The following is a 12,591-nucleotide window of genomic DNA, read 5'->3' on the forward strand; positions in this document are numbered from 1 at the left end:
GAGGTAGTTATGCAAGTGAACGACGATTTTTTACCGTTGTCGACGCTGCCAGCGTCGTTACAAAAAGCTACCCAGGCCGCTTGGCAGCGCTTAATTGAGGCGCTGACCCAAGCCGATAATATTGCTGAGATGACCCAGCAAGAGCTGCCTTCAAGCAGTTGGCAGGGGCTTTCTGAGCAGCGCCGCGAGGCGCTTGCTAAAGTGTTGGCCATTTCAACCTTCGCGCTGGATACCCTGGCCCGCTACCCCCAGTGGTTGGCTGAGTTGGATATTGCCGGTGAATTGGACGCAAATCCTGGGCGGGATGAACTGGCTAGCTGGTTGAACGAGTCGCTTGAGAGCGCCGATGACGAAGAGGCCATGCAGCGGGTGATTCGCCGTTTTCGCCGCAAGCGGATGGTCGGCATTATCTGGCGTGACCTTAACCGTGCCCCCGGCTACGTTATGTGGGATACCGCCAAGGCGGTGTCTGAGCTTGCCGAAATCTGCCTGGAAGCCGCGTTGAGTTGGCTTGAGCAATTTTATGCGCCGCGCTGGGGTGAGCCCGCGCCACGCAAAGACGGCTCGCCCCAGCGCTTGGTTGTGCTGGGTATGGGCAAACTGGGTGCGGGTGAGCTGAATCTTTCCTCCGATATTGATCTGATCTTTGCCTTCCCCGAAAAAGGCGAAACCCAGGGCGGGCGCAAGCCATTAGCGCACCAGGAGTACTTTACCAAGCTTGGCCAAAAGCTCATCGGTGCTCTAGATGCTATCACGGCGGACGGTTTCGCCTTCCGCGTTGATATGCGCTTGCGGCCTTTAGGCGACGGCGGGCCGCTGGTGGGCAGTTTTTCCATGCTCTCCAGCTACTACCAGGATCAAGGCCGCGAGTGGGAGCGTTACGCAATGCTGAAAGCGCGGCCTGTGGCGGGTGATTTAGACGCAGGTGATGAGTTGCTGGCCGGGCTGCGCCCCTTTGTGTATCGCAAATATCTTGATTTCGGCGCGATTGAGTCGCTGCGTGAGTTGAAAGCGATGATTAACCGCGAAGTGAAGCGCAAAGGAATGCAGAGCAATATCAAGCTCGGCCCCGGCGGCATTCGCGAGGTTGAATTTGTGGTGCAGGCGTTCCAACTGATTCGCGGCGGCCGTGATACCGAACTGCAAGTGACATCGCTGAAAACCGCGCTCAACCGCTTGCCCGAGCTAGGCCTGTTGCCGCAAGAAGTGGTTGATGAGCTACTGCCCGATTACGCTTTTTTACGTGACGTCGAACACGCCCTTCAAGCGCTGGAAGACCGCCAGACGCAAACCTTACCCAGCGATGATAGCGACCGTGAGCGGGTAGCCTTCGCCATGGGCCATGAAGACTGGCCGGGGCTGATTGCCCAGCTTGATGAAGTGCGCGAGCGCGTGCGCCAGCACTTTGATGCAGTGATCGCGGACCCTGAAGAGGACGTGGATGAGGCCAACGATGACAGCCAGCTTGGCTTGGCCCAGTGGCGACTGATTTGGCGCGGCGAGCTAGAGGCGGAGGAGGCCACTGCGCACCTTGCCGAGGCGGGCTTCGGTGCGCCGGAAAAAGCCTTAAAGCGTCTGCAGAGTCTTTACCACTCCCGGCAAGTGCAAAGCATGCAGCGGATTGGCTTTGAACGATTGGATGCGTTGATGCCGCTACTGCTGGATGCCGTGGCCGACAACGAGGTGCCGGATACCGCGCTGGCGCGGGTGCAGCCACTGATTGAGTCCGTCTTACGGCGTACCGCTTACCTTGCCCTGCTGCGCGAAAACCCTCAGGCGCTTGAACACCTGATGCGTTTGTGTGCTTCCAGCCCATGGATTGCCGAACAGCTGGCGCGTTACCCCATCCTACTCGACGAGCTGCTGACGCCGGAAACGCTCTACACCCCGGCCGATAAAGCGCGCCTGGCCGATGAGCTGCGCCAAACGCTGAACCGCTTGCCAGAGGATGACGAAGAGGCGCAACTGGAGGCGCTGCGTGTCTTTAAGCACGCGCAAACGCTTCATGTCGCGGCGTCAGATATCATGGGCACTCGGCACCTGATGAAAGTAAGTGATTACTTAACGTTTATCGCTGAAGTCATCCTTGATGCCGTACTGGCCATGGCGTGGAAACATATTACCCGCAAGCATGGCGTTCCTGAGGGCCTGAATACCCGCGAGGCAGCCTTTCTGATTGTCGGCTACGGCAAGCTGGGCGGCATCGAGCTGGGCTACAGCTCCGATTTAGATCTTGTTTTCCTGCATGATAGTGATGGACAAGGCGCGACGGATGGCCCACGGCCCATTGATACACCCGTATTTTTCACCCGCTTGGGCCAGCGTATTATTCACCTGCTTACCGCGGTAACCCCCACCGGCACGCTTTATGAAGTGGATATGCGTCTACGCCCTTCGGGGAATTCAGGGCTATTGGTAACATCGCTTAAAGCCTTTGCAGACTATCAGCGGCAGAACGCCTGGACGTGGGAACACCAAGCGTTGGTGCGCGCCCGTGTCGTGGCGGGGAGCGATGTGCTGGCCGAAAAATTCGCCCAGCTGCGCGGCGATATTTTAAGCAATGAGCGTGATAAAGCCGCGCTGCGCGAAGAAGTGGTCAAAATGCGCCAGAAAATGCGCGACCATCTGGGCAGTAAAGCGACCAGTGATACGTTTAACATTAAGCAAGATGCGGGCGGTATGGTGGATATTGAGTTCCTCTGCCAATACGCGGTGTTAGCGCTCGCTCACCAAACCCCCGCGCTACTGACGTATAGTGACAATATCCGTATTTTAGAGAGCCTGACGGAGAGTGGGCACTTACCTTATGAAGAAGCGGAGCGACTGAGAGAAGCTTATCTGGCCTATCGCAGCGCTACCCATCGAGCGGCGCTCACCGGTGAAAAAGCGCTCACCGATGGTGAAGAGTTTAGGCAACATCGCGATGTAGTCACCGCGCTCTGGCAGCGCTTTCTTGAGTCACCAGCCACTGAAAATAACTAGCCCGGCAAACGGGTCACTCTGACTAGGAAGAAACAATGAAGCCATGGAGTCAGGCGGGGTGGCCCGCATGATTGGACATATTCTGGCCACGCTATTGCCCGTTTTTTTAATCACCGGTTGTGGCGCTGCCTATGGACGCTATCGGAGACCCGACATTCGTAGCCTGAATACGCTCAATATGGAGCTGTTCGTTCCCCTATTGGTATTCGCCGTGCTGGCCGACCGCCAGGCGCCACTTGCTGAATACGCCTGGCTTGCTACGGCGGCTGTTGCGGTGGTGCTAGGGTCGGGGGTTGTGCTGTGGCCGGTGGCTAAGTGGCTTAAGCTGGATATTAAAACCTTTCTTCCCCCTATGATGTTCAACAATTCAGGCAATATGGGGGTGCCGTTACTGGTACTTGCATTCGGCCCTGACGCGCTGCCTGCCGCTGTAGTGGTTTTTATTGTTGAGATGCTGCTGCACTTCTCGGTAGGGCTTTATATGCTAAACCCGCGTACTTCGCTATGGCGGATGCTGCGCATGCCTATCGTGTTGGCGAGCTTGGCGGGGCTGGGGGTGAACACCAGTGGACTGCCGCTACCAAGCTGGCTGCTGGAGGCTATGCGTATGCTGGGCGAAGTATGTATCCCCTTAATGCTGTTTGCGCTAGGGGTGCGGCTGCTGGAAATTGACTTTAGCGATTGGCGCACGGGGATGCTGGGGGCGGTGCTCTGTCCGCTGTCGGGGTTAGTGATTGCGTTGCCATTAATGTGGCTACTGCCACTTAATAACATGCAAATGGCCGTACTGCTGGTGTTTGCAGCCCTACCTCCCGCGGTATTGAATTATTTGGTGGCAGAGCAGTACCAGCTGGCGCCACAAAAAGTGGCGTCGCTGGTACTGATTGGCAACCTGGGGAGTTTGGTGGTAATGCCGCTAACGCTAGCGGCAACATTCACGTGGATACATGCACCGCTTTAACAGGCGGCGCGATCAGTGACTACCTATTTAACGACCATTTTTAACTTCACTGTCTTTAACTTTATAGTGACCTTCTAATGCGTCCTGATGACCTGGATGGCTGTTCGCAGAGGTATTTCCGCGAGAATAACCACCGCCGATATCCTGCGCCTGCTGAGCACGCATTTGCTCCATACGTTTTTTCATTTTATGACGCATAAACGGCATCATTGCCCAGCCAATCAATAAGAAAAATAGGCCGAGTACCACACCTACTATCATCAACGCGCCAAAGGCCAACCATGTAAACAGCAGCTTTAAGCTACCTACTAGGCCGGTGGGCTGGGTTTGCGCTGCACGGGCACGCCATTGGTTTGCCGCTTGCCATGCTGCGTTGCGTTGGTCGCGATTCATCTGTGGCATGAGAGCCTCCATCGGTTATTCGCATCCATTGGAACACAGTTGGTCTAGCAAGTTCACTGCATGGCGATAGGACGAAATGCGTCGTCGGCGGGGCATGCTCCACTGGCAGTGCGATTAGGTTTTCCAACTGTTACCATTAAGCTGTACAAAACAAGTTTGGCTGTACAAGCATGCGCTTAGTACGCAGTGCTTATCTAAACAGAGCTCATCTAACAGGACGGTTATATGGCTAATCATGGAGGCAAGTCGGTATTCATCGCATCAGTGGTGATTATTTTTGGCTTGGTAGTTGTCGGGGCGTCATTTCCTGAAGGATTTGCCAACGCGGCAGAGGGAGCGCTGACGACCGTTACCGAGCTATTTGGGTGGTTTTATCTATTTTCTGTCTTTGGCTTTGTGATTTTTCTTTTTGGTTTGGCACTGAGTAAATACGGCAAAGTTCGTTTAGGTCCTCAGGACAGCCGCCCCAACTATACGTTTTTCTCATGGATCAGCATGCTACTGGCCGCTGGTTTTGGTGTCGGACTGGTGTTCTATGGCATGGCTGAACCCATGTTTCACTTTATAGAGCCCCCCTATGGTGACAGAACCGCTGAAACGGAAGCAGCCGCCCGTTACGCGATTCAATACAGCTATTTTAACTGGGGCATTCATCAGTGGGCAGCCTTCTCGATTGTGGGGTTGATCATTGCCTATTTTCAGTTCCGCAAAGGGCAGGCCGGGCTGGTATCTTCGGTGTTGTCGTCGATAACGGCTAAAAACCCTAAAATTCGCCCTTATGCTTCCTGGTTGGATGTCTTTGCGGTGGTTGCCACGGTCATGGGGGTCGCTACGTCGCTTGGATTAGGGGTGCTGCAGATGAATGGCGGCTTAAACGCCGTGTTTGGCCTGCCAGAAAATGGTTTTTGGCAGTTTGTGATTCTGTTCGTCATGTTCTGCGCTTATATGGCATCGACCTGGTCGGGCTTGGATAAAGGCATTAAACGTCTTTCTAACCTCAATATGATTTTGTGTATTGGGTTGATGCTGTATGTATTGTTCACTGGACCTACCGTGGCGATATTAGAAACCATTACGGTGGGCATTGGCGATTACCTGCAGAACTTTATCGGTATGAGCCTGCGTATTTCCCCCTATAGCGATAACGAGTGGGCAAGCAGCTGGACGATTTTCTACTGGGCCTGGGTAATTGCCTGGTCGCCGTTTGTGGGTACATTTATTGCCCGCGTATCCCGCGGACGTACCATTCAAGAGTATGTGTTTGGGGTGCTGTTCGTACCGCCGCTGCTCGCCTGTTTGTGGATTGGCGTGTTTGGTGGCGCGGCATTACATATGGAGTTGAATGGTACCGATATCGGCCTAGCTGCCGCGACTCAGGATAATATAACGGTCGCCCTGTTTGAGATGTTTGAACTGATGCCCTTTACGGGCGCGCTGTCGGTTGTCGCGATGATGTTGATCTTTATTTTCTTGGTCACGTCCGCTGACTCAGCCTCGTATATCGTGGCGCAAATGACCGATAATGGTTCGATCAATCCGCCGCTCTATAAGCGCGTCATTTGGGGTGTGCTGATCGCCGCCATCTGCCTGACACTGATTGCATCCGGTGGTTTAACGGGGCTGCAATCCGCATCGGTGCTGTCGGCACTACCTTTCACCTTTATTCTGTATATGATGGTGTTTGTTTTAGTGCAGGAACTGCGCGCAGACCGCAAGGCGATGCTGACGCAGCTTTATCGTCGCCATGGGGAAACACCAGTGGGGGCTGACGCCTTTGAAGCCGAGCTATTAGGGGAAGAAGAGCGTCTTCGTCGTGCCCCCAATGTGGTCAACCGGCGAATTAATAGCTAGCATCGCTAGGGACAGGCAAGCTTTTTTGTTGCGGGAGCTTGCTATTTCAGGAGCACGATACATGGAGCGAACAGGCTAATGGCTCGGCAAGGACGCCATGGCGCAACGCGAAGGCAGCCCAAAGGGGTTGCCTTTGATCGTTGGCTCGACCGGGTGGTGACCGTAGCCGTACTGACGGCCATGGTCATTGGCTTGACCGCGGTGGCTGCCCACTGGTTGCTCTAACGCTGCTAGCTCTTTGCAAAGTTAGTTCTTCGCACTGGTCGTATCACAACGCCCGGCTTTTTTAAGCCGGGCATTTGCGTGTCTCTACCCGGTTCCGGCCCCGGCGTTTGGTAAGCTAACTAGGCTAATCTTCACCTTCTCTAATATGCCAACGCAAGCCGTGGCATATTGCTGGCTCCACCTGCTAGGCTTACGACTTCCTCTGTGAGAGTAAACTAATGCTGCCTGCTACTACTGCTAAGGCGATGAATGGCTACGCATCGCGTCGAGAGATTTTCGGCTGGGCGATGTTTGATTTTGCCAACCAGGCTTACACGCTACTGATAATTACCGTGGTCTTTGGCGAGCTATTTACCACGGTCATCGTCGGGGATCGGGGTGATAACTTCCGACTTGCCAACTTCTTATGGAGCCTTGGTCTGGCTATCAGCTATCTGATGGTAGTGATCACGGCCCCCTTGTGTGGCGCGGTGATGGACTACCGGGCTGAGAAAAAGCGTTTTCTGCTCATCAGCTATCTTGCCACCGTGGTCACGACGGCCATGCTGTACTTTGTTGAACCCGGCTACGTCATTATTGGCCTGCTATTAATTGTGCTGTCTAATTACGCTTATTCCATGGGGGAGTCGTTTATAGCCGCCTTTTTACCTGAACTGGGGCCGCCAGAGTCGCTAGGTAAAATTTCCGGCTTTGGCTGGGCGTTAGGCTACATTGGCGGACTATTTGCAGCAGGCTTTACTCTGGTGGTGCTAGGTGAGGCAAGCGCGGATAATTTTGAACGTATACGCTGGGTGGGTCCCTTTGCCGCCGGCTTTTTCTTGATTACCGCCATTCCCACTTTTTTATGGCTAAAAGAGCGTGGTACGCCTCAGCCTCGTGGCGTCTCGTACCGTCATATTGCCTTGAAGCGGGTGACATCCACGCTGCATGAACTGCGTTATTTCAAAGACCTGGCCGTGTTTTTAATATCGCTGTTGTTCTCAATGGCCGGTGTTTACATCATTATCGCGTTTGCATTTATCTATGGTGCCCAAGTGATTGGCTGGGACGAGAGTGTACGCAATATCATGTTTATTATTGTTCAAGTTACCGCGGCGGCGGGGGCGCTGGGGTTTGGTTGGTTACAGGATCGGCTAGGTGCCAAGCACACTTACCAAATGACGCTGGCGCTCTGGGTGCTGGCGATTATTGCCATCTGGGCAACCCCGGAGCTTACCCAGTGGATCAACGAACAGTTTGAGGTGCAGTGGCAGGCCCAGTACGTATTCTTGGTTGTGGGTTGCTTGGCGGGGCTGAGCCTTGGTTCTAGCCAATCTGCCAGCCGGGCACTGGTTGGTCTATTTTCACCGCTGGAAAAATCAGCTGAGTTTTTCGGTTTCTGGGGGTTGGCCAATAAGTTGGCGGGGGTGTTTGGTATCGTCATGCTGGGTGTGTTGCAAACGCTCATTGGCTTGCAAGCGTCTATTCTATTATGTGTGGCCTTGTTCGTTATCGCGATGCTAATTTGCGCTAAGGTCAACGAGCGCCGCGGCCGGGAGGCTGCGCTTGCCTGGGAAAACACACAATAGGGATAGCTGGGTGCCCCTACGCCCCTACCTCTGCGAGGTGAACGATGGTGACGCAGACAGCAACGCCAATAGCACAGCGTGGTGGCATCGTCATGATGCTGTTGTTTTGGGTGCTGTTAATGGCCGTTGGGACGTGGTGGATACACGGTGGCCTGGAGGAGATGATGCGCCCCAACGCCAACATCGTGCATACCTTGCCTGCGGGTGAGCCGATTACCTTAAAGCGTAATCGTGCTGGTCATTTTGAGGCGCCCGGCCGAATTAATGGTGAGCCCGTCACCTTTTTGCTCGACACGGGCGCCACTTATGTAGCGGTATCGGCCGCTTTGGCCGATGAGCTGGGCTTGGCGCCGGGGCGCAGTGCTTGGTTTAATACCGCCAATGGCCGAGTAGAAGGTACCTTAACCGAACTGGATGAGGTTTCCCTGGGCGGGTTAAAAGTGCAAAATGTACAGGGGTCTATTAGCCCTGGCATGGATCGCGACACCGTCCTGCTCGGCATGAGTTTTTTGAACCTCTTGTCGATTGAAATACAGGCAGGTGAGATGGTGCTGAGCCTTCCAGAGTAGTGAGTTCAACTGGTGAAGGTGGAGTTAATAGCAAGAGTTAAACAGCTAGGTTTCAGAAACAGAGTGCCAACACGCTAAGGAGTTGCTATGGGCATTGAAGTAGGTGGATTGTTAGGACTAATTTGGCTTGTTATCGTTATTTGGGCCATCGTCAAAGTGGCCAAAAGCGATGCAGGTGGTTTTGCTAAACTGATCTGGATTCTAGTATTGCTGTTCTTCCCATTGATCGGTTTGATTGCGTGGTTCTTGTTTGGTCCGAAGGGATAGCAGCCTAGCTGAGTGCGATCAAATGAAAAAGGCAGGCCTGTGATGGCCTGCCTTTTTGTTAATTTGAGGCTTACTCACTGAATAAAGGACTACTCAAGAGAGCATTACTCAATTGTGTCGTTTCCTTCACCGGGTGGTGCTTTATAATGCCCGGGTATTTTTAACTTTTCCCCGTTGGGCAGGTCGCGCACTTGGGTTGGAATGTAAACACGTTTAATAACACTTTTCGTTTTGCTACTTCCCATGGCAGGTTCCTCTGTCAAATTGTCGACAGTTAGCGTTTCTACATTAGCTTCCGTTGCTGTGAGAATCAAGTGTCAGGCCTTCCGTATCCATCAATAAGCGCAATGGTAACGACAGAGGCGGGTGTTTTGATGGTTTTGAGTTATCCTGAGAGCCAACAATAGGACACCTGCGTTATTACTGGGTGAGCGGGTGAAAAAATAAACAGCCTAAGCGGAGTGCAAAAAGAGGATGGTAGATCATTTGGAACAGCAGTTTCAGGCGCTTGAGTCGCAAGAACCTGTCATGCCTGACTATCCCGATCAAGATCATGTCCTGATCATTGAAGATGATCAGCGCCTGGCGGAACTTACCCGCGATTACTTGGAAGCGAATGGCTTTCAAGTAACGCTGGAAGCTGATGGGGCGAAAGGGGTTGACCGTATTTTAACCCTGCAGCCCGATTTAGTCATTTTAGATCTAATGCTGCCAGGTGAAGATGGTTTGGCTATTTGTCGTCGCGTTAGACCTAACTTTGCTGGCCCGATCATGATGCTGACCGCGCGCACCGACGATCTGGATCAAGTCTTGGGGCTTGAGATGGGCGCTGATGATTATGTGCCGAAACCCGTTCAGCCGCGGGTACTGCTGGCGCGTATGCGAGCACTGCTACGCCGCGCTGACGGGCCTGCACCGGACGGTGAAATGCGGTTGCGCTTTGAAAACCTAGAGATCGATAACGCGACCCGCGAAGCTTGGCTCTCTGGGGAGCGTATCGACCTAACCAGCGCTGAGTTTGACCTGCTGTGGCTGTTGGGCCGTAATGCCGGTCGAGTGCTTACCCGTGAAGAGATATTCAGTGACTTACGGGGAATTAAGTACGACGGCCAGGACCGCTCTATTGATGTTCGTGTGTCGCGTATCCGGCCTAAAATTGGCGATGATCCTAATCAGCCTCACCGAATTAAAACCGTGCGCAGTAAAGGTTATCTCTTCGTTAAAGACAGTTGATCATGCATAGGGAAGGCATCATGCGGCGGGTGCTCAGTAACGGCTCGTTTTTACGCTTCTATTTGTTGCTGGGCGTAGCGTTGTTGGTGGTGTTTGTGATTGCGTTAGCAGGGCGTTCGTTTATCGAGCAGGTGCGCCGCGAAGATTACCGCGAGCAGCTAGCTGCGTTACCTATGTCGCTGATGACGCAACAATTAGCCGACCAGCCTGCAGGCCAGCGAAACGCTTTGCTTGCGCGTTTTTCCGAGCAACTTGAGTTGCAGTTGACCCTGCAGCCTATCAACGAAGCTGATCTTGGCTATTTTGAGCGATCACGTCTAGAGCAGGGCAAGATACTGGTCGCCGAGAGGCCGTGGTTATTACAGCAACGCTTACCGGGCGATACATGGTTACTGCAAGCTAGGCTTGAAGAGTGGAGTGAGCATCAGTGGCACGGCAGCATTGCTCTGTTGGGGGACTGGCTCGCGGCTGCGCCCGAAAATGAGCGAGAAAACCGCATCGCCCAGTTGCGCCAAGGCAGTTGGCCGCTTCAGCTATTGTCTACTTTGCCAGCCGAGCTATCGCCCCAGCAGCAGGCCCAGCTGGCGAGTGGCGGCGTCATCACTCAGTTAGTCTCTGATAAGCTCTCCATCACACTGATTTATCAACTGCCAGGCGAATCCCAGTGGCTGCAAGCGGGACCTATCTCGCGCGGCGATACACTGCCACCTAACTTGCACCTGCCGCTTCTGGTGGGGCTGATGATCGTGCTCAGCCTGATCATCTATTTAATTATGCGCAGTATTGAGGCCCGTATGGCGCGGCTAGAGCTGGCCGCGACGAGGATCGCCAGTGGCCGTTTGGAAACGCGGGTAAAAGTGGAAAGCGGTGACTTTTTAGGGCGGTTAGGCATGGCGTTTAATGGCATGGCCAATCAAGTGCAGAGCCTGCTGCGTGGTCAGCAAGAGATGATTCGCGCGGTCTCCCACGAGTTGCGTACCCCGGTCGCCCGTATTCGCTTTGCCGTGCAAATGGTCGAAGATATGACCGACCAGCCCGCTATTCGCCGTCAACTGCAGGGCATTGATGCGGATATTGCCGAACTTGATGAATTAGTCGATGAAATACTCACCTATGCACGCTTAGGCGGTGAAACGGTCAATGGCGCTGAACTTGAAACGTCACTGGTTGAGTGCCGTGCCATGGCGGAACGCGTGATTGATACTCTTTCACCGCTGCATAAAGAGTTAACGTTAACGCTGGCGGCCGGCCCTGAAATTGAGCTGTTGGCGGAGCCACGCTATCTTCAGCGCGCCCTGCAGAATTTAGTCGGTAATGCCTGTCGGCATGCCAAGTCTCAGGTGGTGATCCAGCTGTGGGACGAGCCCAACTTGGTGCGTATCGATGTCGAAGATGACGGCCCCGGCATTCCGCCTGAAGCGCGGGCGGATATCTTTAAACCGTTCGCCCGGCTGGATGACAGCCGCGCTCGCAGTTCCGGCGGCTACGGGTTAGGGCTTTCGATTGTGCAGAAAATCATGGCCGGGCACGGCGGCAGTGTGACCATCGACACCAGCCCCACCCTGTGTGGTGCGCGCTTTACGCTGCTGGTTCCCCGTCGCGATCCGCTGGCTTAACCCCCGTTAGCACCGCAAAGGAGGTTTCCCGCGCGGTGCGCAAAAAATCCTGCATCCACGGCGCTTCTCGGGTCTCTTCGCGAATCGCCGCATACAGCGTGCTCCATACCCCATGCTCGCCCAGCTTTACCGCGCTGACGTAATCGCGTTCTAAATACTCGGTGAGCGCCCAGTTGGGCAGCGCACATACACCTCGCCCACTGGCGACTAACTGCATCATCATAATCGTCAATTCGGCGGTGCGGATCTCCCGAGGGCGTACATTCGCCGGCTGCAAAAACTGAGTGAAAATATCCAACCGTGATTGCTCAACGGGATACGTGATCAAGGTTTCATCCGCCAGCGCCTGGGGCTCTATAAAGCCCTGGCCTGCAAAAGCGTGCTGGCGGGCGACGGCTAATAATCCCTCATAGCGAAACAGCGGGGCGTAGTGAATGCCGTCAAGCGGTTGGGGGTCGGCGGTGATCACTAGATCCAATTGCTCGCGAGCAAGCGCTGGAAGCGGGTCGAAGTGGTGGCCACCGGGAATATCGATTTCCACCTCGGGCCAGTGATCGCGAAAGTAATCCACCGTCGGCATTAGCCACTGAAAGCAACTGTGACACTCAATGGCCATATGCAAACGCCCCTGCTCGGTGCCTGCCAAGCGCGCCAAATCCCGCTCCGCTTTGCGTACCTCGGGCAATACTTGATCGGCTAAGGCGAGCAGCCGTAAGCCTGCGCGGGTAAATTCCACCGGGCGGGTTTTGCGCACGAATAGCGGGCTATCCACGCGGCTCTCCAAGTCTTTCAGCTGGTGAGAAAGCGCAGATTGGGTTAAATGCACGCGATCGGCAGCATCGACCAAAGAGCCGGTTTCGCGCAGAGCCAGCAGGGTGCGTAGATGTCGCAGTTCAATCATTGTGAGTATTTTTCAT

The 12,591-nt window shown here is 54.3% G+C and carries 11 protein-coding genes; 9 read left to right on the forward strand and 2 right to left on the reverse strand.

The window, feature by feature from the left end; genetic code table 11:
- The first annotated feature begins 9 nt into the window (after window positions 1-9).
- Together glnE and KO116_RS05090 are read left to right on the forward strand one after the other, a co-directional pair.
- The gene (gene glnE, locus KO116_RS05085; protein ID WP_035562040.1) at window positions 10-2,982 is read left to right on the forward strand and encodes a bifunctional [glutamate--ammonia ligase]-adenylyl-L-tyrosine phosphorylase/[glutamate--ammonia-ligase] adenylyltransferase; all 2,973 of its coding nucleotides are present in this window, start codon (window positions 10-12) and stop codon (window positions 2,980-2,982) included.
- A 67-nt stretch (window positions 2,983-3,049) separates the two neighbouring features.
- The gene (locus tag KO116_RS05090) at window positions 3,050-3,943 is read left to right on the forward strand and encodes an AEC family transporter (protein ID WP_035562475.1); all 894 of its coding nucleotides are present in this window, start codon (window positions 3,050-3,052) and stop codon (window positions 3,941-3,943) included.
- A gap of 27 nt (window positions 3,944-3,970) precedes the next feature.
- On the opposite strand, the gene KO116_RS05095 is transcribed toward KO116_RS05090, so the two are convergent.
- Window positions 3,971-4,345 carry a hypothetical protein gene (locus KO116_RS05095; RefSeq protein WP_035562043.1) on the reverse strand — a complete coding sequence of 125 codons (375 nt, stop codon included), beginning with the start codon at window positions 4,343-4,345 and terminating at the stop codon, window positions 3,971-3,973.
- Window positions 4,346-4,570: 225 nt separating this feature from the next.
- On the opposite strand from KO116_RS05095, the gene KO116_RS05100 reads away from it, so the two are divergent.
- The 7 genes from KO116_RS05100 (at window position 4,571) to KO116_RS05125 (ending at window position 11,674) form a co-directional block, all read left to right on the forward strand.
- Window positions 4,571-6,196: a BCCT family transporter gene (locus KO116_RS05100; RefSeq protein WP_008957567.1), complete on the forward strand. Its 1,626-nt coding sequence runs from the start codon at window positions 4,571-4,573 to the stop codon at window positions 6,194-6,196.
- A gap of 78 nt (window positions 6,197-6,274) precedes the next feature.
- Window positions 6,275-6,421 (forward strand): hypothetical protein, encoded by a 147-nt coding sequence (locus tag KO116_RS25435; RefSeq protein ID WP_179916551.1) that lies wholly within the window; start codon window positions 6,275-6,277, stop codon window positions 6,419-6,421.
- A gap of 218 nt (window positions 6,422-6,639) precedes the next feature.
- Window positions 6,640-7,989 carry an MFS transporter gene (locus KO116_RS05105; RefSeq protein WP_035562045.1) on the forward strand — a complete coding sequence of 450 codons (1,350 nt, stop codon included), beginning with the start codon at window positions 6,640-6,642 and terminating at the stop codon, window positions 7,987-7,989.
- Window positions 7,990-8,033: 44 nt separating this feature from the next.
- Window positions 8,034-8,558: a retropepsin-like aspartic protease family protein gene (locus tag KO116_RS05110; protein WP_035562048.1), complete on the forward strand. Its 525-nt coding sequence runs from the start codon at window positions 8,034-8,036 to the stop codon at window positions 8,556-8,558.
- 87 nt (window positions 8,559-8,645) lie between these two features.
- Complete coding sequence (locus KO116_RS05115) at window positions 8,646-8,825, forward strand: PLDc N-terminal domain-containing protein (protein ID WP_008957563.1); 180 nt, start codon at window positions 8,646-8,648, stop codon at window positions 8,823-8,825.
- Window positions 8,826-9,299: 474 nt separating this feature from the next.
- A complete protein-coding gene (locus tag KO116_RS05120) occupies window positions 9,300-10,058 on the forward strand; it encodes a response regulator (RefSeq protein ID WP_008957562.1) in 759 nt (252 codons plus the stop codon).
- 20 nt (window positions 10,059-10,078) lie between these two features.
- Window positions 10,079-11,674 carry an ATP-binding protein gene (locus KO116_RS05125; protein WP_035562052.1) on the forward strand — a complete coding sequence of 532 codons (1,596 nt, stop codon included), beginning with the start codon at window positions 10,079-10,081 and terminating at the stop codon, window positions 11,672-11,674.
- On the opposite strand, the gene KO116_RS05130 is transcribed toward KO116_RS05125, so the two are convergent.
- Window positions 11,637-12,575 carry a LysR family transcriptional regulator gene (locus KO116_RS05130; RefSeq protein WP_035562055.1) on the reverse strand — a complete coding sequence of 313 codons (939 nt, stop codon included), beginning with the start codon at window positions 12,573-12,575 and terminating at the stop codon, window positions 11,637-11,639. The two genes, KO116_RS05125 and KO116_RS05130, sit on opposite strands and share 38 nt — an antisense overlap.
- Window positions 12,576-12,591 lie beyond the last annotated feature (16 nt).

This window comes from Halomonas sp. KO116 (assembly GCF_000734975.2).
Taxonomy (GTDB): Bacteria; Pseudomonadota; Gammaproteobacteria; order Pseudomonadales; family Halomonadaceae; genus Vreelandella; species Vreelandella glaciei.

Bases quoted from the DNA above. Each gene is read 5' to 3' on its own strand.
- glnE (WP_035562040.1), top strand. From the start codon at position 10: ATGCAAGTGAACGACGATTTTTTACCGTTGTCGACGCTGCCAGCGTCG.
- KO116_RS05090 (WP_035562475.1), top strand. From the start codon at position 3,050: ATGATTGGACATATTCTGGCCACGCTATTGCCCGTTTTTTTAATCACC.
- KO116_RS05095 (WP_035562043.1), bottom strand. From the start codon at position 4,345: ATGCCACAGATGAATCGCGACCAACGCAACGCAGCATGGCAAGCGGCA.
- KO116_RS05100 (WP_008957567.1), top strand. From the start codon at position 4,571: ATGGCTAATCATGGAGGCAAGTCGGTATTCATCGCATCAGTGGTGATT.
- KO116_RS25435 (WP_179916551.1), top strand. From the start codon at position 6,275: ATGGCTCGGCAAGGACGCCATGGCGCAACGCGAAGGCAGCCCAAAGGG.
- KO116_RS05105 (WP_035562045.1), top strand. From the start codon at position 6,640: ATGCTGCCTGCTACTACTGCTAAGGCGATGAATGGCTACGCATCGCGT.
- KO116_RS05110 (WP_035562048.1), top strand. From the start codon at position 8,034: ATGGTGACGCAGACAGCAACGCCAATAGCACAGCGTGGTGGCATCGTC.
- KO116_RS05115 (WP_008957563.1), top strand. From the start codon at position 8,646: ATGGGCATTGAAGTAGGTGGATTGTTAGGACTAATTTGGCTTGTTATC.
- KO116_RS05120 (WP_008957562.1), top strand. From the start codon at position 9,300: ATGGTAGATCATTTGGAACAGCAGTTTCAGGCGCTTGAGTCGCAAGAA.
- KO116_RS05125 (WP_035562052.1), top strand. From the start codon at position 10,079: ATGCGGCGGGTGCTCAGTAACGGCTCGTTTTTACGCTTCTATTTGTTG.
- KO116_RS05130 (WP_035562055.1), bottom strand. From the start codon at position 12,575: ATGATTGAACTGCGACATCTACGCACCCTGCTGGCTCTGCGCGAAACC.